Consider the following 19,772-nt stretch of genomic DNA (forward strand, 5'->3'; position numbering starts at 1 on the left):
TTTAATCTAAATACGAATCAGGATATGACTTATATCTGCGACCTTCTTCTCGTTGTGAGTTTACAAATTCCATGGTGATAAATTTGTTACAGACAATTACTGCCGCTTCGTCTTCGCTGTAGGCATAGTCCTTAAATTCGACACAACCATACTCTTCTATATTTGATTTGGAAATCGGTATGGCTTCTTCATTTATCGCTGTTCTTGTACCAAAAATCCATAGGTTAGATGGGAAACCAACCACATTATGGTCACCCGGAAGTTTGCGGCTAATTCCAATAAGGATGTCATTTATTGGCTGCATATATGATGGAATATAGGATAGGTTCATGTTCTGTAACAATAGAATATGTATCTCTTCTGGATTATTATTAGCTGAAATAAGCATATTTTCTAGTCCACTGCAATATAAATCATCAAAAGACTTCCAGTTTGCACCTACAGATATTGAACGTAACTTATACTGTCCGATAGCATCAATCAATGATTTAAAGATTAAAAGACTTGGCAATAATATTACGGCGATCTCCCTATTTAACCTATTTTTCGCAACAAATAAACGAACTAAATTTTTGGACAACTCTGTTGCACTGTCATATGAAAAACAACTTTTTGACAAATGAGAGGTTAAGTGATTGCAAAAATCATCGAATTCAGTTATCTGTTCGCCGCTACACGTTACGCTTTCGATATTAATTATTGTGGAACTAATTCGTGGATTCTGGTTATGCCCCCCAATTACATCCCTAATGATAGAAAAATCTTCAATCAAACGATTCTTGTGTTCTTCAATATCTATAAATCTTTGTTCTATAGTATCAGCTTTAGCTTCTTTTGTTTTAATCTTGTCAATAATTTGTTTGAGCTTTAATTCCTGAGCCTTGATATCTTCTTTGATCAAGTTTATCTTTGCAATATGCTCTTTTTCTATTCTCAAACATTCATCCCCTACCTCTTTCAATTTTTGTACTTTTGCGTTTTCTATTTTTTTAATAGTTTCTCGATTATGCTCCTCGTATGTCTTTATATATTCATCTTCGTATTCCTTAATGCTTCTTTGCAGAACATCAGATAATATGGGGTTAGAGGCCAGATCCAAAATGTTTTTTTGCGTCAATACGATTGATGGAAGTAATTCTTTAAATGCATCAAATCTAAAATTTAAAATATCAGTTGGTACTCCCAGAACATTAATTAGATCATCTGATATTTCGTTATGTTTTTCTGGATCAATGTTATACTGTTTAATTAAATCAATGATATATTTTATGATTTCTTCATTAGTGAGAATATCGCTGTATTTAAAAGGATATTTTATATCTCCTCTTATTAAATAAACATCATCACCAAACCTACACATATTATTATTCGTATCAAATAATCCGTCTTCAATAGGCCAATACTTAACAATTCCTTTTTTTGAATCAGCGTCAGTAATATAGTAAATTCTATTCCCGACTTTGTAATAGCTATTGCATTGACCTTGTTTGATGGCCTCCCTTAAACCGGACTTATTAATATTTATGATAGGAGTGTGGTCGTATTTAATTATTGGAGTTTCATAATCAGCAGAATACACATCCTTAGAAGGATCGTCCTTAACTTCATTTTCTCTAATGTGAAGAATGATCAATTCATCTGTCAAATGATCTCGAAATTTATACCCAAACACAGTTCCATTATGCAAGAAAATATTTTTCTGCATATCTCTGCTAAATGGTTGAAAATGGTAGTTGCCATCTTGGTAGCCTAAAGGATAAATACTTGCATGAAGACTTTCTTGACTCTTTTTTCTTGCAACACCTATGATTTTGTGTAGCTTATAATCAAAATCACTCATATCTATTAATGTTATTTAGTAGCTTTAATGACACATTATTCTCAAAATCAATTTTTTCATTCTTAAGTGCTTTTACCCATCGCTTTAATGCAGGGCTTGATGCATTAGGTTTTGAATAGGGTTCAAAGTTAAGACCTATAATTCCTTCCACATTTGGAACCGGCAACCATTTCTTTTCCTTCTTTTTAATTTCCCATTTGCAAAATGCCTCATGCCACAGGATACTTTTGTTTGATGAAGATACCATCGTAATTTTAAACTCTCTACTTTTAGGAAATTTAAAAGAATGCTCACCTTCAGGTAAAGTCAAATGGTGATCTCCTTTTACTATTGATTGAGTTTTCCCATTCATTAAATATGTACAATCCTTTCGAATGCGTAATATCGGCTCTCCCTCAATTAGATATATCCGGCGTGTAATTCTTAGCCCGCCTATTAGCTCAAAGATTTGTTCCCCACTTGAATAAAACTCCTTTGTGTGGTCGTTGTATTTAAACTCATATATAACTATATCTTTGCAATAAAATACCGGGGTAGTTCCATAAAATTTACTCCGTTGAAAATTGTTAGATACTATTGCAAGCCCCGATTCATTTTTATCTCCAATAAACCTTGTTTCATCCCAATAGTTCAAATCTCCATCACTGTCCCTCTGAAAGATAATAATACTATCACGTTTATACGAATAATACTTACCCAGTTCTTGATAAAAAGTAGAATCTATTCGAAAATTTGTAATTTTAGATCCGTCTTCTTTTCTGATATCAATTCTATATATATCGTTTTTGTCAGATAGATGTATTTGAAATAGCTCTTTTCGTTGTGCCTTTTTACATCGTGCTTCATATGGTTCAATATACTCTCCGTCCCAAACTATATAATGATTATATACTTGAGATTTAACAATATCATAATCACCCGTATCCTCAAATACTGAATCAAATACCTTTTGAATATGGTTGTTTAATTGCCTGAAGTCAAATCTAATATCAATGATATTCCAAAAATCTGAGTAAAAGATATTCTCATAAGGTTGCAACTTGTATCTGTTAAATACAGAAGCGATATATTTCAGATCCTCTCTATTTAACAAATACTTTGCTAGTTCTAGTGGATATTGTATAAATCTGTTTTTATAAAACCTTGGTTGACATTCTCGTACTATAAAATCATTATTTGTGCACCATTCATAAAAACTTCTCCACACTTTTTCTTGATTTTTACTATACCACGCCTGTAAATAGCTAACATCACGATTTATTATCTCACATAACCTTGGATTGTAAGCGTTTGCAGAATACTCACCATCTGATTCGCATTTAGACGCAGCATAAAGTTGTAATGACACAATCGCTATAATGGAGTCAATACTTCTAATTGGATCGGGATAAGGAGTGAACAGATCTGAACACAGATTCTTTATAAGGCTATCTCTTGAAGTTTCAATTTTATTTGCTGTATTTTCCATAAACTGCTCATCAATAACAAGTGAAGCAAATTCATCTTTCTTGTCATGTGTAAGAAAGGTGTCAATTACATATCTTGAGAACAGTTCGTATGTTTTCATTGCGCTTGATTGTTCTTATTCAGTAATTCATAACGGTCCAGCCCTTAGAAGCTTTCAATTTTATTAAAGTTTTCAAGAGATGGTTTTACTCTTGGTTCATAAATGGAATGGTGATAATTGTCAAAGCGTTCGGATGTTTCACTTTTAGTTTCAACACTTCATCCACACAAAGCATATCCCACTACAAGCCATGAGATACGTATTTTTATCAGTATTTGATAGCAGGTCATTCATTCTCTTCATAGTAATATGAATAATCTATCCCTTTCATAAACATTTCACGGCTATCAATTTCGTCTGTAAGCGCAATTTTTAGCAAACTTCTCAACTTAGTGCTATCTGTGGAGCTTTCTATCATCGCACCCATATAATCGTTTTTGTTGATTTTACTCCAATCAACACATTTCTTTAATCGTTTTTTCAGTATCAAATCCAACCAAATACGTGTACTTCGCCCGTTACCTTCCATAAATGGATGGGCGATATTCATTTCTACATATTTTTCAGCAATTTCGTTGAATGTGCTTTCTGGCATTTGTTCTATTTCCTTTAGCGTGTTCCCTAAAAAATGCGCCACAGCAAACTGAAATCCGCCTTTTGAAATGTTCTTTTGCCTTATTTGTCCAGCAAAGTCATATAATCCGCCAAAAATATAGGCATGAATTTGTCGCAAACTTTTTGTTGTCCCGATTTCAGCATCATTGATGAGATTGCTTTCAAAAAGAGAATATGCCTTTTTCTTACTCTGTCCGTCAATACTATTGTCGCTGTATGTAAACCAATCAAGGAATTTAACAGCTTTGTTGTTCGGAAAATGTTTAGCTAATGAAATAATACCATCACTATCAAGCGTATCTGCTAGACGTTTCTTGCTATCCGGTGCTACGAATTTGAAGCCGTGAGTAGCACTCACAAGTTCGTTTTGTTCTTTGATAAGTTTTCGCTTTAACCAGCGCCAGTAGTTGTTTGCTTTCGTATAATCATCCTGACCATATAGTACAGCAACAACATCTACGACGTTGAACCACCATTTGTTGTTCTCTTCGTCCCAAATAGCACGAACTTCACGGTCATCAAAAAAACGGATAGATATCTTTGCCTTATTGCTCATTTATTTTACGAAGTTTTCATCCACTAAATCGGCATAAAAATATTTTATCCTCTCTTTTGTAGCATCGGAAGTTCCTGTTTTCAGAATACGATGAAACTTTTTTACAATATCATCAACAAGTACAGCTTCCAAACCTTTGAGATCAATAGTATGTGTCTCAAAAATATAGCGGGTTTGTACTTCAGCTAGTTTACTATTTTCAATTTTATTGAAATTATAGGTAAGGTTCACTTGCGTTTTGTGATACAATCCACCTTTTGGTTTAGTCTGATTCTTTTCCTTGAGGTTTGTCAGCAATCTATTCATTATCGTTAGCAATATATTGTTTCAATATCAAGCAAATATATGAAAAATAATGAGTTTCAGGAGGGGTAATTTAGGGAAATTTAAGTATGTAGATGTGTTTTATGAGGATAGTTTTTCATATAATTTTTCTTTTCAATTTGTAAACACATCTTTCTATGGAAAGAATTAATTAGTTAACACTTTTATGGAAAATACAATCCGAAACGGAGCGAAGATGTCGAGATTTTTTGTAAAACCGCTTGTGGCTTGGTGTTGACGTTTTATTCTTAGGATATACAGATGCGGGCCGGGATAAAACAGCAGGGACATATGACAACCAATGACATTTCTCTTTTAATTTATTTCTGAAGCAAACAAAATACAAAACACAATAGATTGTATATGCTTGACGATGTGTTGCATATAGTGTCATTATATGTCATCAGGGAGATTGCACTTAGTTGGGAAAGAGAAGAATATCTGTGAAAATTGCATACAAGCAATAAAATACCAATATTATAGCATTAGATAGGTGTCTATTAAAGTATTCTTGAGTCTTTGGAAATTGGAAATGATTATATATATTAGTTTATAGTATTTATTTCATTATAAATATCTCTTGCTCCAGGCCTTTCTTATATTTTTCTATTATCTCCAACAGCAAAAGGATATCCTTTTCAATTATATTTTTTTTATCAAATAAAATAGTTTGATTATCATAATTATTTCGGTTCCCGTTTTTACTCAAAATTATTTCTACGTTTGGAGGTAAAAAATATCTAGCTCTATTATTTAAATGTTTTTTATACTCATTCATATAAATATTTAGGCCTGCATAATCAAAATCCCCAAAATGGAGATAATTATTAGGTATTATTTGTAACCATTTAATCAAATCGCGATTTTGTGGATAACGCGAAACAAATAATGGATGTATATCTGAAAATAGATACTTTTGTTCTCGGATATACCGAAAACTTTCAGGATTTTCAATACCAACAATTGTAATTTCGGGAGAAAGTTGTAAATCTTCAAAATCATAAATGAACGTGAATGTACCCTCTTTGGGATAAAGTATCATTTTTTCTCCTTTAATAATGCACTCAACGCGATCATAGCTATTGACTAAAAATCCTTTGAATGTTCTGATTGATCTCAATTTTGAGTCGGAAGATATGGCGATTGCATCTGCTCGGCTTAAATCATTCCGTTTCGATATTTCGACATAGTTTTTTAAATTGCTGATTCCAAAATGATTTCCCAGATAATCTTTCAATTTATCTGTATTCTGTAAATAAATTAAAGTTTTTCTTCTCCCTTGAATTTGCTTATGAAGAATACCGTTCTCCAGCATCGACTCAATAATAATATGCTTCATCTTACTGAATGGAATTTTTTCACCATCTTGTAACAAGGCAAGTTTTTCTGCTATTGAAGTTGGAAGTTTCATGGATTAGAGTATTGCGTTAAGATCCTTTTGACCCGTGTGATACTTTTGTTGTCTTTGCTTAACTTGTAAATATGATCGAAAGCAAGTGCATCATTTTCAATAGGTGAGCCACTAATAAGACGGATATCCCTGTCACGAGCAAATTGCAGAATGCCTCGAACATTATTCGGGTGAAGTTTACCTATTTCGTCCATCATACAATGAAGTTGGAAGTCTTTGAATTTTTTCGAAGCACTTTCTTTAAATACATTCAATAACATGATATTCAACATAGCCTTTACCAAAACATCTGTTCCTTCCGAGCCTACATTTGACAGTTTTTCAACCCAACCTGAATCATTGTCGTTTTCGACGATTCTGAACTTCAATTCAAATGAATCAGAAAGTGAAATAGAATCACTTTTCAGCTCTCCGATTTTTTTTGCAAATTGTTTCAGTAAATCAACCGCTTTTTTGTTATTCTTTTCTTGGTTTTCGCCTGAAAAAAGATTGGCTTCTCCTAAATCGAAAGGATTTTCATCATAATACTTTTTAATGAGTACAAGTAATTGAACAATCTCATTTTTGCTGTCATCCAATTTTAATTCGATTTTTTTTATGACTCCAACGAAAATCTTTTTTTCAAAATCACTATTGATTTTACTGATTACTTTTTGAATCTCGCCTGATTTTTCGACTAGATTGGTAGCTTGCTTTGCAATGGTAGATACAATTAGTGCGAATCGTTCGTTTACTTCTTTTTCAATTTGTTCTATTTTGTTCTCTTCTACAAAGTCGGAAAGCATCAAAGCAAAATCAAGAAACGATTTGTCGTCAGTAAGTTGTTTTTTGAATTTAAAAATATTGTTATCACTGAATTTAGCTATAAAGTCCGTAACGCTTTTTCGCAATTCATCTGTCCGATTATGGAGTTTTTCATAATGAATTTCTTTTAGTTCGTCAATTACTATTTTTACTCTTTTATTTGTTTTTCCTTCATCATCAATATTATTCACAAAATATTCAATGCTTTGATAAAATTCAAGCTCCTTAAAATTGTTTAAAGCTTCATTATCTTCAGCAATCAACCTCAATTCACTTTTAATTATTTCAATTTTATTGATGATAATTTCGAGTTCTTTCTCTATGGTATCTTGTTGTTGTTTGTATTTTGAATTTTCCGTTTCTAACTGCTTTTCCGATTTCTGTTTCGCTTGCTTGAAATCATCAATTCTATCCAGATATTCTCTTTTATCTTTCCTGTAGTCGGCAACGATATCACGGTTTGTTTCTATGAAATTCAATTCCACCTTTAGAAGTTCTACTCTCAATTCAATTTCGGACAAACGCTTGGTATCGGCTCCTTTGTCTGCTAATTCATTATCTTTCTGTTGTTTGATTTCGTTTTTTCGTACATCAACAGTTTTCTGCTTTGCTCCGATTTCAGTTTCGATTTTTCCTAGAAGCAAATTTATTCGCTCATTTTCGATTTTAATCTTTTTCTCCCATTCGGCTTCCTTTTTCTTTATCAGTTTCGATTGCTCTCCTTCAACTATACCAACTTTATCTTTTGCCAGGAATTCTTCAGCGACGGCCTGTTCAATCTTTTGCTCCTGATTTTCAAGAGCAGTTTGCTTTTCTTTTTCAGCTTGAGCCGTCAATTCTTGTCTTTTTAGAATTATCCCTGATTTTTTTAATTCATTTTGTTCAATTGTGTATTCGTTCTTTTTCAAAAGTTCTTTCTGCTCACGGATTTTAGGCTGATATTTCCGTTTAAGATTATCGTTGTCTTTTTCTAATTTCTGGAGGAGTATGGAGATATTCTTTCTCAGTTCTTCTCGTTTATCGTTTAGTTCCGATTTTTCCTGCTCATAGTCATCAACTGTCTTTACCGTTTTATCAATTTCACACAGATCAATTTCTACACCATAAAAATTATTAGTCTTAGTGGTTAGTTTGGGCGATAAACCAGTGTTAAACAACACATTTTTTTCGTCTACAATTTTCCCTATCGTATTTTCCCAGTCTGGATACTGTTCGGTAAGCCAACCATATAACGAGTTCTTGCTATTCTCTATATAGGAGTTTATCTCATCGATTCTTTGAACTGATTGTTTTATTAGCTCGTCAGTCTTCTCTTTTTCACGATCAAAATTTCGCTGTAACTCTTTCTCATCAAGCTCCCAATGTTTTTGAAGGGTTTCTATCTGTTTTTCTGCATTTGTATTTTCGTTTTTAAATTTCTCATTTTGGGCGATAAGCAACTGTAAATCTACTCCTGTATTTTTGATTTCTTCTTCATAAAAACGAGTATGTTTTATTCGTTCTTTTTCTATTCTCAATTTACTTGTTACCTGTTTTTTCTGCTCCCATATTTCTCTTGCCGAATCTACTTCATTCTTATACTCTTCTCTCAAGGCACTAATTTGTCTATCGTAATTTTTTCTTGTTTTTGCCTGAAAAGCAAGAAATTCGGCATTTATTGTATTCTTCTCCTCACCTTTAGAATTTAGAAAATCGCTCAGTTGATTTTCTGCATTATTCAATAGAGCCTGATATTTTTGATTTATTTCTGAAAATTGAGTTGAAAGTATTTCTTTTTCAATAAGCAAATCTTCTTGCTCTTTTTCAATCGAATTTTTCTTTTCAATCCTATTAATCAGTTCATCTATGCTTATTCTTTGATATTCACCTGTTAGTTCTTTTACTTTTCGTAGATTTTCTTCCTGAATTCTGATGTCACCTTTAATTTTATCTTCTTTCGATCGAAAACTAACAGAAAGTTTATTCAATTTTTCGTTTAGATTATTTTCAAAATCTTTCTCTCGTTCTAACTTTTCCGTTAATTCGGGTTCGCGTTCTTCATTATTGTGTATCGTCCAAGCCAAATGCTTTATAATCTGTTGTTTTTCATTTTCTAAGCCCCTGATGGCAATATAAAGTTTTGAAATATTGTCAGACTGAGCAATAGTACCCGGCTGTTTCATTTTCCGAATATCGGCAAGTTGTGTCTCAAAGCCATTCAGATGATGTGCATATTGGTTGAGGTCTATTCGAACATCATTCTCTAAAGACATGATAATGGTCTGCTTGATAAATTCAGCTTCCATTTTTGAGTTCAAAAACACGTTTTGAATCGTTTTGGGAAGGTACTGGTATTCTTTGCTTTCGAGAATAGAATAGCGTTTCAGTTCGTTTTTCTTCCCATTATTATTGCCGTAAAGAATGTCGCGATATTCTTTGTATTCATCGATCTTCCTTTTTGTGTAATAAATCCGATTTTTATCGAGTCGTTCGGTAATGCCTTCCCAACTATCAGGAACGTTGCCGTTTTCCTTTATGAAATAGTCATTACTATATGCTCCATCAAAAAAACGGAAACAAACTTTATGTTGTGATTTATATGAAACAACACAAAAGGTACTACCATCTCGGACCACTTCGTATATAATGTAAGCGTTCGCATCTTTAAAGTAATAATCGACATAAGATTGCTTTTGTCTCGAGATACCCAATCCCAAAGTGTCAGCATTGTAGAAAAATAGGATTGCTCTAAGTAAAGTGCTTTTCCCCACCCCTTGCGTTCCTATAAAATGGATGTTTCCATCAAGATTTATTTCCGCATAGCGGATTCTTGCACTATTGATAAATATGATTCTATTCAGGTATCTCATGTTGAATTTCTTCAGGAATATTTATATTGTTCACAAGCTCTTCGAGAAATTTGAATGAAGAAAGTACTTTATACGATTTCAGAATTTCATTCTCCTCTTCGACAAATCCATCATCGCAAAGCGATTTGATAATTCGGTTCACAACTTCCAGATATGGCGTTTTTTCATCCAGTTTCAATACGTTTTTCAGACTGTCAGCCTTGTTTTTCAATACTGCTTGAACACTAACTTCAGTTGCTACTTGCATTGGAGTAAAATTGTATCCGGATGCAAAATTATTATCAAAGGTTTTCAGGAAATCAAGGATGTCAATCCAGCGACAAGCAATTTCTAGTTTTCGTTCCAAATCAGCACGCGATTCATTTTTTCGTGAAAAATAGTAATACTCATCACCTTTTTCAAGTATGAAGTTAATGGCATTGAAGTAATCGTACAATGCATCGAAATTGTCTAAATCGTCAATGATTTCATACAATTTCGAAATATGTATATCTGAAGAATTAGAACAAATAAACTGTCTTTTACTTAACAGTTCAAATATCTCAGCAGTTTGTTTCGGTACTTTCATATTGAGTTATGTTTATAATAAACCAAAGCATATTCTATATTATTGTTTTTCTCAAATTTGTCGGTTATTTCTAGTTCTTCATCGAATATTGAAACCATTTGGCAATACAGTGTAACACGTTCGTCAAAAGTTAACTCTCTCGAGAATTTATAATCAGATAGATATTCGAAAAGTTGTTTTCCCGAAAAAGCAAATTTGTTTTTTATTTCATATAAATCAATATAAATCTCTTTCTCAACGTCGCTGGTAAGCTCTTCTTTTGAAAAATTCTCAGCCGTTATTTTTTTCGCATTGATACCTGTTTTATATTTTTTACTTACTTTACGAATTAACTGATAAACGTCATCCTGCTGTAACCTGTCCAATGACAATTTCAATGAATAAGTAGGTTGAGGTTCGAAAGCTAATGCATTCGATCTTAGTAGAATCTCCTTAATGTTGGTTTTATGTTTTATTTCGTATTGATCTCGAAGGTATTTCAATCGTTTTAATTTCTCAATAAACTTACTTTGGTATTTTACTTGATTTATGTATTCAATGATTTGCTTTCGAGTTTCGATCAAGTTTTGTCTCGCATCTAATAGGCTTAAAAGCAGATCTGTCTTAATATATTTTAGTTCTTCGTCAGTAGCAGTCTTGAAAAATGTAATTTCATCTTCGTTCAATAAATTTTCACTTTGAATTATCATTTGTTCAATAGCTTCCAATTTCAGTTTATAATTAGCAAGTTTTGTGAGTTTAATTTTATAATTTGGTTCAGTTTTAAAAGTGTTTTCTATATTTCTATCTAAATCAACAATATTTCTTATTGTAATTTTCTCTATTTTTCGTAACGAGGATTTTACTGCTTTCAGATACTTATATCTTTCGCTATCACTTGTAGCTTGGAGATAATAAACCATATATTCACCCTTTATTTGACGGATATTTTCATTAATGTATGATGTATTTATTTCTTCATTAACTTCTAGGATATCTTCGAAAAATCTCAAAAACTGATCATCCAGTTCTAACTGATTCCCTGTTTGCCTAATAATACTCTTACTTAACAGAAGTTTGATAACATCTTCATTTCCATCCATAATTTCGAGTGCATACTCATATCTATACGAAAGAGTAGTTCGTTTTTCGAACATTTCTGCCAACAGTTTATTACCTCGGCTTAAAACATTCAAAAGTTCTCGTAGTGAATTGAAATGATTCATTTGTATTAATCAAATTCAGATTTTTAGTTTATGAATAGTTTACATAACCTAGCCGTTATTAAACATGCTTCAAATTATGATTAACAAATTTAGTGAATAATTGACAAACAGAAAGAATAATTGCCGTACAGATAGTTAGAAATATATGAAATATAAGCAGATGGATCGGAGATACCCATAGCCACAGGCAAAGGTATTCCCGTGTCCTGAACGGCGGGGCAAGGTCAGGCCTTCCGGTTTCCGGGAAAAATCATCCTCAGGCGAGCGTATTTATCCGAAAAAATATGCCTGTTTAAAAGCCTATACCAGCTTGTTGCCCTTGAAACAAAACTCCCTCCCCTCTGGAATCATCATAAAATTGGGTTTCGGGCTAGCAATAGTGGCTCTGTGTGCGTGGCTAATGACACAAGTGAGTATAGATACTTCCGTTATTACGGGGTTTATCGGTGGCTATCTGATTATCGGCCTTGTATTTAAAATAGTAAAGCTATTTATTAAGATGATACTATCAATTATAGCCTTTATCATCCTTATCTCCATTTTCTTATTTCTAATCTTTTAAACCATACAGCCATGACAAAATTATATTCATTGTTCGCAGGAACAACAACCGATACAGAAAGCAGAAAACCAAATCATCCAAATGGAAGGATACTCCTATGGCCGTTATGTAGTCTACCAAATTACACACGACAAATACGGCTATCACTATCATCTGATTAACCTTCGTACACTTGATATGCAACAATCTGAAATCATTAAACCGTTGAGCCAAAAGTTTGGAATCGGTATGTATTATGATGAAAACAATATTGAGTTCATGCCCGAAACAGAAGTTGCTGAACTCTATGCCAAAGCAAAGGCAAAAGAGGTTGCAGAACAGGAAAAAGAGAGGCTAGAGAATAAACGCAGAAAGGCTGTAAGAGAAATCGGTCGCAAATGGTTGAATGAAAACCTACCCAAAGATGCCAAAGCGATCATTGTGGCTCGTTTAAAAACAGATGAATCTGACTCGCAAACCGATTATTATGCTTCAAAAGTAACACGCACTGTAATCTTAGGTTTTTCCAAACACAAACGGGATATATTCTCCGAAATGCGGAAGTATGCTCCAAACTTTGAAGAAACAGCCCATCTGGCAATCTATAACGAGCAGCATGAACACAGGGAAAAGTATTCAATGGGTGCAGGCTATTATCTGGGAGAAAGCAAATACAGCGGATGGATTATAGAGAAATCCCCGATATATGACAGAAAGAATAAGATTGATGAATTTGCCTATGTGGCAGGATGTCCCAATGGTATTTACATCAATAAAGGCAATGATGATAATACTTCTATCCAAGAGCAGAAAGAACCTACTCTTCAGTTTGAATCCGATAACCTCTCTTTTGAGATCGTCGATTATTCAGAAAAAGCAATTGCTCTTTTCGGAGATACTAAAGAAATCAAAGATTTACTCAAAGCAATGGGTGGAAAATTTAATCCGAAACTGGCACATAACAATGAGAAACAAGCAGGATGGATATTCTCTTTCTATTCAGATAATCTTTTGATTTTGGTATAATGCTCAAAAATAGTTGATAGAACTTTATTTGATATATTTTATATAAACGGTTTCGATTAAATAAATTGAAACCGTTTTCAATTTTATATTTATGTCAAAAAAATGCTTACCTTTACGAAAAGAGTTATTTGAATCTATGAAAAGTAAAGCGAGACAAGGTATTCCGGTTGTTTCTAAATCATTACCTTTTCTTCTTGTTTTCCCTCTTTATTGACTGATATTCAATTAGATTCTATTTTTCTGCATAGTATCTATACAAAGGTAAAAATTATCATCCAACTTTTAAGGCCTCAGTCCTTTTTATTGTTTTTGTAAGCAAGACGATGATTAGTTATTACTCAGACAAGACATATCATAAAATATCTATAGCCTACTCTGCCAAAGCCTACAGTTTAAAATAAAAAGTTCCTGCAAGGTAAAATTTGCAGGAAACTTAATCTTATAAACTATATCTTAAAGCATAAAACGAGTTCAAACCACTTGCCCTGGATACATCGTAGACCGGCCCGTTTATTACCGTTTTGCCGGAGATATACCCGAACCATAAATAAAAGGTTTTAGATGTGCTTATTACCGATACAAATATATAGCCGCTAAAATAACTAAATCCGCCATTAGTAGAAGCCACAGCTGTTATTGCCCCTTCTGAGGTGCTTAAACCATTTCCGGTAGAAGAAGAACAGAGAAGTGCTCTCACATTTCCACTGGTATTGACATTCCACCAGGTTGAGAAGCTTGTTTTTAAGTATATTAACCATACTCCTTGAGTCAAAGTAATATTCAATCCCGAATAACGGTAAGTATTAACGCTATTATTCGGAAACGAAAAGGCTGTTAAAGCAGTTTCGATAGTAGTTGCCGGCACACTTACCAGAGGTGGATATACAGGTTTTTCTTTTTCCCATCCTATATTCTTCTGATCATCTACATACAAAACATAATCAGTTGCTTCGTTTCCGTCAGAAAATCTAAAAGAATTTTTCAAGTCCAGACTTTTATCCGGATTTATAATACCTAAGCCCAACTTTCCATCTGTAAAGACAACATCGTCTGTATATGTAGATGGAACTGCACTATTTGTGTTCGAGAGAGGATCTATATGAAAGAGAGTTAAAGGCGTTTCGGTTGATATCCCTATCTGAGCTGATAATGAGGATATACTTAATGATATCAATAATACAAATATATTTTTACGCATAATAGAAAGGTTTATTAAGGAGTTGTATAAAATTCAGCCCAAAGATTGGCTGTATAAGCAAAACTCAATGTATTTTGTGTAGTTGCAGAACCTCTGAAGTAATATGTTTTCGTTGCATTCGCTGTATTCGAAGTATAATTATCAACCAAAAATATACATCCTGTCGACAAATAAGAATTAACATATCCTACAGTACTAAAATCGGCAATAATATTATCTGTATTCCCTGTGGCCGCATTTACCATTTCCCATTTAATAAAAGCACCTTCTGCTACAGCAGATGTATATGCTGTACCATCAATGGAATGAGTCGCATTAAGATACACTATCCACTTACCCTTTGGTAAAGAAATATTTATTGTTGTATAACTCACGCTAGCTCCACTTACAGGTAAGGAAGGTAAACTTGTCAGATTTGAGGGGATGTTACCTTGTATCCAAGGAATGTTTCCCGGTACAATAGTCGTAAAAGTCCCGTCAGCCTCCGAAGCTATCAGGTATTTATTACCAGATGGTATGCCAGGAATGCCGGATACTCTCAGCGTTCCTTTCAAATGCAGTTTAGCCTGAGGTGAGGTTGTATGGATTCCCATATAACCGTTGGATGATATTACAACATCATTATCCGTGTTCGTTGTACTACCCGTATGAATATGATATATGCCTGAAGGTGATAGTGTATTTATTCCTACCTGTGCTGATATGCTTGAGAACAAGCAAAACAGGAAAATGCTTATTATTTTTATTTTCTTGATCATAGCGCTTTATTAATCCGTTAGATAATTAATTCATCGGCAGAGCCCAAAAGTTGAACCCGTCACCGGTTACATAAGGAATATTAAATTCAGTTGTAGTCATAGTACCACTAAATCCCTCTGCCCATAAATATAGTTTTGTATTAGCTGTAGTTGTTGTAATCAGAAATGTACAATTACTCGTAACTATAATATATCTGGAGTCGAATGCACTACCGGAATAACTCGAAAAGGCTTTTTCAATATTAGTATTTGCTGTTGATGAGGCTGAAAGATACCATAAGATATAATAAGCCTTATTCCCCTTCACATATTGACGATAGTTTGCTTTAAAGAATAGCTTCCATATACCGGGCTCAGGTATAGTTATACTGACTCCCATATAGTGAGGATTGCCATTTGTAATATTGTAAATAGTATTAGATACTATTGATTCTATATTAGTTTGATCGGGAAGTATCATTTGATTTACCAATCGCTGTTCGCTCCAATATGCATTTCCTAATCCATCTATAGACCGCAATATATAACCGTCAAATTCAGTACCATCGGAATATCGCATACTCCCATTAACATCTAATGTCGTTTGTGGATTAGATGTACCTATTCCAACTTTTCCATCATTGGTAACGATAAAGTCATCCAAATCATTTACGCCGATAGCCGAAGTATCCCCCTTTGGATCTATATGGAATACCCCCAAAGGATTTTGCGTGTTTATTCCTACCTGTGCATTGGTTATTCCCAATAAGAATACTCCCATCAGTAAAAGAATCTTTTTTTTCATTGTTTGTTGTTTTTGGAGTCGGAGACTCTTCTGTTGTTTTTATAATGTAAAGTGATTGTTTTGATACAAAATAAAGCAGCAAAGTGCACACACTGCACCCTGCTGCACAGATTAGTTGGCTCGATATCAAACTGTTATCCCGAGTAGTATTCGAACGACAACAAAACAACAATGATCCTACCGGACACAGCCTGCCCTGCCAACTTATAATTTGGAAATGGATATATACGACAAAGTGAACGAAGACATAAAAAAATATCCCGTTATTTTGACACAATAAAACTTTTTGTTTAGTTAACGCCCTGTGATGCGTCTCTCTCTCTCTCTCTCTCTCTCTCTCTCTCTCTCTAATATTTCAGCACATAAAGGCAAATCTAAACTGTTAAAATTTAGAGGATTGTTAATGCTTTTATGTGTGAAAATATCGATCATTCCTTATTGGTAAAGGGTTGTTTGATGGAGCAAATATAAGGATTTTTTCGGATTACCTGCAATTTATTATAAATAACAACTAATGATAGATAAAATACAGCCGGGATACTTTCATAAAATAAATATTATCTTTGTTTATATATTAAAACCTCTTTGTATTAAGCATGGCGAAAAAAAACTTTTATGTTGTCTGGAACGGCATTACACCGGGAGTCTACAACTCATGGGAAGAATGCAAAGCCCAAGTTTCCAATTACGATGGGGCAATATACAAATCGTTCCCTACTCTGGAACAAGCGACCCAAGCTTATAACGAAAGTCCCTGGAATTATATAGGAAAACAGGCAAAACCTACATCGAAGAAAACTTCGCTCAATAATCCGGCAATAATAAAAGACAGCTTAGCTGTAGATGCCGCATGCAGTGGTAATCCCGGACTGATGGAGTACCGGGGCGTATATGTATTGACAGGAGAACAGATCTTTCATCAGGGCCCTTACGAACAAGGAACCAATAATATCGGCGAATTTCTGGCATTAGTACATGGACTGGCTTTGCTCAAACAAAAAAATCTTTCTATACCCATCTATTCAGATAGTGCTAATGCTATCAAATGGATCAAAGATAAGAAGTGCAAGACTAAGCTTGAACGGACACCTGCTAACATGTCTTTATTTTATATGATAGAGCGTGCCGAGAAATGGCTGCGTGAAAACACCTATTCTACGCAGATAATAAAATGGGAAACCCAAGACTGGGGAGAAATACCTGCCGACTTCGGTAGAAAATAAGACATCAAACTTTTCGCAAATTAAAAAACAGAAATATGGCATTCAACGGATTTACAGAAGAAACTTTTCAGTTTTTCAGAGATATCAAAGAAAACAACTATAAAGAATGGTTCGAAGCAAACAAAGAAGTCTTTATCAAAGAAGTACAAACTCCTTTTAAAGAACTCATCGCCATGCTCTCCCCTAGCATGTATAATATAGATGCTCAATTCGAACTACGTCCTTACAAAGTATTATCGCGAATATACAGAGATACACGCTTTTCGAAAAACAAAGATCCATATAAAACCTGCTTATGGATGAGTTTCCTTGTTCCTTCAACCGAATGGGAAAACATACCGGGATATTTTATGGAACTTAGCGCCGACCACTATTTGTACGGAATGGGGCTATTCGCACCCAAGAAGAAAACGATGGATAACCTCAGAGACAGTATAGCTTATGATGCAGAAGAATTTCAGGCAAAAACGCAACTGATTCTCGACAAAGGATTCTCGGTACAAGGCGAAGAATACAAAAGACTTATACCTAATGAACTTCCTGAATATTTCCAAACATGGATTCAGAGAAAATCATTGTATGTGATGAAAGAAAAGCCCATCGGAAAAGAAGTGTACAGTGAAAAGTTTGCAAAAGTTATAGCCGAAGAATTCGAATCGTTACAATGGTTATATCACTTTCTGAAAGACGAATAAATATCGACTATTCATTTTATTATATCTTCCAAATGCATCTCTTAGAGGTGCATTTTTTAGTTTGAACAGGGAACAAAAAGATCGGATATACTCTCCCCTCCTGTCAAATGGTATGCCCACAAACCATACTCCCGTGCACCTGTAATATTAGCCTCATTATCATCTATAAAGAGAGTTCTTTGAGGATTCAGGCGAATTGTTTCCATTACCTCCTTATATATAGCCTGATCGGGTTTGCGCAAATGCATTTCGTCCGAATAGAAGCATTGTATAAAAAGATCGTCGAAATTCTCCCCGAATTGTTTCCTATACATCTCCTTGAACTTGACCCGATGCGGAAAATTTGTATTACTTAAAAGATAAGTACGGTATCTGGCGTTTACTCTTTCCAACATTTCTATACGGGCCCTGTCATAAGGTTGTAAAAGAGCATTCCACGCATCCCATATATCTTTTTCATTTACGTTCTTCGCTGCGGGATATTCCGTATATATTGCTTCAACAAACTGGCTCGGTGTAATAAGACCCAGTTCGAGATCGAGAAGAAACTTTTTATGCCCTGATATAATATCATCCGACTTCATTCCTTCGATCTTCAGGTTATTAAAAGCGGCCAGTGTACGTCCGATATTAATATCCATAATGACCCCGCCAAAGTCAAAGATTATATTCTCTATTTCATCAACAGGAAAATTGGGTATATTTAATTCCATCTCTATCTCTATTTATTAAATTGCGAATATAAGAAATTCTTTTTTATTGAAAGCAGAGTCTGAGAGGCAAATAAAGGAAGGATATTCATAAATTTTATGTACTTTCGTACGTTTTCCTCGGAAAATTCAGAGGACAAATGCTAATTGCTGGATTGTTGATTTATTGTACTTTTTCGACAGACCGAAGAAATAGCAATCACTAATTATTATCAATATTGTATATCCTATAATAATTAAAATAAACTCAATATGAAAAAGATAAATGCAGCTATTGTCGGTTATGGCAATATAGGTAAATATGTATTAGATGCAATTTTAGCTTCACCGGACTTTACTGTCGCAGGTATAGTAAGGCGTAACCCCGGTGATATACCGTCTGAACTGAAAAACTATAAAGTGGTAGCTTCTGTAAAAGAATTAAAAGACGTGGATGTAGCTATTCTCTGCACACCAACCCGCAGTGTAGAAGAATATGCAAAAGAGTGCCTTTCATTAGGTATTAACACTGTTGACAGCTACGATATACACGGAGGAATTGTAAACCTGCGCAGTAATCTTGATAAAGTAGCTAAAGAACATAAAACAGTTTCAGTTATCTCGGCAGGATGGGATCCGGGAACCGACTCTATGATCCGCTCTATGTTCGAATTTATGGCACCTAAAGGAATTACATATACAAACTTCGGACCGGGTATGAGCATGGGGCATACTGTAGCTGTAAAGGCTATAAAAGGAGTAAAAGCCGCCCTATCTATGACAATTCCACTAGGGACAAGTATACACCGCCGGATGGTATATGTAGAAATCGAAGACGGCCATAAATTTGAAGATGTAGCGAAAGCGATCAAAACCGATGATTATTTCGCTCACGACGAAACCCATGTTACTCAGGTCGAATCTGTAGATAGCCTGAAAGATATGGGACACGGAGTGAATATGGTTCGTAAAGGAGTATCGGGCGTTACACAAAACCAACTTCTCGAATTTGATATGAAGATTAATAATCCGGCTCTTACCGCTCAGGTATTAGTAGCCTCAGCCCGGGCTTCGCTTCGCCAAAATCCGGGAGCATATACTATGATAGAAATTCCTATTATTGACTATATTTACGGAGATAAAGAAGCTTTAATAAAGAAACTTGTATAAACTAATAAT

General features: G+C 34.2%; 17 protein-coding genes. 5 read left to right on the top strand and 12 right to left on the bottom strand.

Going from position 1 to position 19,772, the window contains the following annotated elements; translation table 11 throughout:
- Nucleotide 1: 1 nt before the first annotated feature.
- The 8 genes from BUC12_RS18010 to BUC12_RS18045 form a co-directional block, all read right to left on the bottom strand.
- Nucleotides 2–1,840: a hypothetical protein gene (locus BUC12_RS18010; protein WP_062184412.1), complete on the bottom strand. Its 1,839-nt coding sequence runs from the start codon at nt 1,838–1,840 to the stop codon at nt 2–4.
- Entirely contained in the window at nt 1,833–3,407 is a 1,575-nt protein-coding gene (locus tag BUC12_RS18015) for a hypothetical protein (protein WP_062184415.1), read from the bottom strand. Before BUC12_RS18015 ends, BUC12_RS18010 begins: the two co-directional genes overlap by 8 nt.
- Nucleotides 3,408–3,633: 226 nt before the next feature.
- Complete coding sequence (gene fic, locus BUC12_RS18020) at nt 3,634–4,518, bottom strand: protein adenylyltransferase Fic (protein WP_062184418.1); 885 nt, start codon at nt 4,516–4,518, stop codon at nt 3,634–3,636.
- Nucleotides 4,519–4,824 (bottom strand): hypothetical protein, encoded by a 306-nt coding sequence (locus BUC12_RS18025; RefSeq protein ID WP_062184421.1) that lies wholly within the window; start codon nt 4,822–4,824, stop codon nt 4,519–4,521. It lies immediately after the preceding gene.
- Nucleotides 4,825–5,401: 577 nt separating this feature from the next.
- Nucleotides 5,402–6,253 (bottom strand): hypothetical protein, encoded by an 852-nt coding sequence (locus BUC12_RS18030; RefSeq protein ID WP_062184424.1) that lies wholly within the window; start codon nt 6,251–6,253, stop codon nt 5,402–5,404.
- Nucleotides 6,250–9,906 (bottom strand): ATP-binding protein, encoded by a 3,657-nt coding sequence (locus BUC12_RS18035; RefSeq protein WP_062184427.1) that lies wholly within the window; start codon nt 9,904–9,906, stop codon nt 6,250–6,252. Before BUC12_RS18035 ends, BUC12_RS18030 begins: the two co-directional genes overlap by 4 nt.
- Nucleotides 9,890–10,474 carry a condensin complex protein MksE gene (locus BUC12_RS18040; protein WP_062184430.1) on the bottom strand — a complete coding sequence of 195 codons (585 nt, stop codon included), beginning with the start codon at nt 10,472–10,474 and terminating at the stop codon, nt 9,890–9,892. The genes BUC12_RS18035 and BUC12_RS18040 overlap by 17 nt, the downstream gene beginning before the upstream one ends.
- Complete coding sequence (locus tag BUC12_RS18045; protein WP_062184433.1) at nt 10,471–11,679, bottom strand: hypothetical protein; 1,209 nt, start codon at nt 11,677–11,679, stop codon at nt 10,471–10,473. The genes BUC12_RS18040 and BUC12_RS18045 overlap by 4 nt, the downstream gene beginning before the upstream one ends.
- Nucleotides 11,680–12,322: 643 nt before the next feature.
- On the opposite strand from BUC12_RS18045, the gene BUC12_RS18055 reads away from it, so the two are divergent.
- A complete protein-coding gene (locus BUC12_RS18055) occupies nt 12,323–13,246 on the top strand; it encodes a fusion protein (RefSeq protein WP_236689416.1) in 924 nt (307 codons plus the stop codon).
- Between the two features lie 439 nt (nt 13,247–13,685).
- Here BUC12_RS18055 and BUC12_RS18060 read toward each other — a convergent pair whose 3' ends face one another.
- Genes BUC12_RS18060 through BUC12_RS18070 form a run of 3 tightly spaced genes read right to left on the bottom strand, consistent with a single transcriptional unit; the run spans nt 13,686 to nt 15,986 of the window.
- Nucleotides 13,686–14,444, bottom strand: a complete 759-nt coding sequence (locus BUC12_RS18060; RefSeq protein WP_062184446.1) for a hypothetical protein — start codon at nt 14,442–14,444, stop codon at nt 13,686–13,688.
- A gap of 14 nt (nt 14,445–14,458) precedes the next feature.
- Nucleotides 14,459–15,202, bottom strand: coding sequence for a hypothetical protein (locus tag BUC12_RS18065; protein ID WP_062184449.1), 744 nt, complete (start codon nt 15,200–15,202; stop codon nt 14,459–14,461).
- A gap of 25 nt (nt 15,203–15,227) precedes the next feature.
- Entirely contained in the window at nt 15,228–15,986 is a 759-nt protein-coding gene (locus BUC12_RS18070; protein WP_062184452.1) for a hypothetical protein, read from the bottom strand.
- Nucleotides 15,987–16,069: 83 nt separating this feature from the next.
- Between BUC12_RS18070 and BUC12_RS20145 the strand changes: the two genes are divergently transcribed.
- From BUC12_RS20145 to BUC12_RS18080, 3 genes are all read left to right on the top strand, one after another.
- Entirely contained in the window at nt 16,070–16,225 is a 156-nt protein-coding gene (locus tag BUC12_RS20145) for a hypothetical protein (protein WP_175552648.1), read from the top strand.
- A gap of 357 nt (nt 16,226–16,582) precedes the next feature.
- Nucleotides 16,583–17,209: a ribonuclease H1 domain-containing protein gene (locus tag BUC12_RS18075; RefSeq protein ID WP_062184455.1), complete on the top strand. Its 627-nt coding sequence runs from the start codon at nt 16,583–16,585 to the stop codon at nt 17,207–17,209.
- A gap of 35 nt (nt 17,210–17,244) precedes the next feature.
- Complete coding sequence (locus tag BUC12_RS18080) at nt 17,245–17,904, top strand: DUF2461 domain-containing protein (RefSeq protein ID WP_062184458.1); 660 nt, start codon at nt 17,245–17,247, stop codon at nt 17,902–17,904.
- A 56-nt stretch (nt 17,905–17,960) separates the two neighbouring features.
- Here the strand turns inward: BUC12_RS18080 and BUC12_RS18085 are convergent, their stop codons facing one another.
- Complete coding sequence (locus tag BUC12_RS18085) at nt 17,961–18,617, bottom strand: HAD family hydrolase (RefSeq protein ID WP_062184461.1); 657 nt, start codon at nt 18,615–18,617, stop codon at nt 17,961–17,963.
- Nucleotides 18,618–18,866: 249 nt separating this feature from the next.
- On the opposite strand from BUC12_RS18085, the gene BUC12_RS18090 reads away from it, so the two are divergent.
- On the top strand, nt 18,867–19,763 hold the full coding sequence (locus BUC12_RS18090) for a diaminopimelate dehydrogenase (RefSeq protein WP_062184465.1): 897 nt from the start codon (nt 18,867–18,869) through the stop codon (nt 19,761–19,763).
- Nucleotides 19,764–19,772: the final 9 nt, after the last annotated feature.

It is taken from the genome of Indolivaga macrotermitis, assembly GCF_900128985.1.
GTDB classification, from domain to species: Bacteria; Bacteroidota; Bacteroidia; order Bacteroidales; family Dysgonomonadaceae; genus Dysgonomonas_A; species Dysgonomonas_A macrotermitis.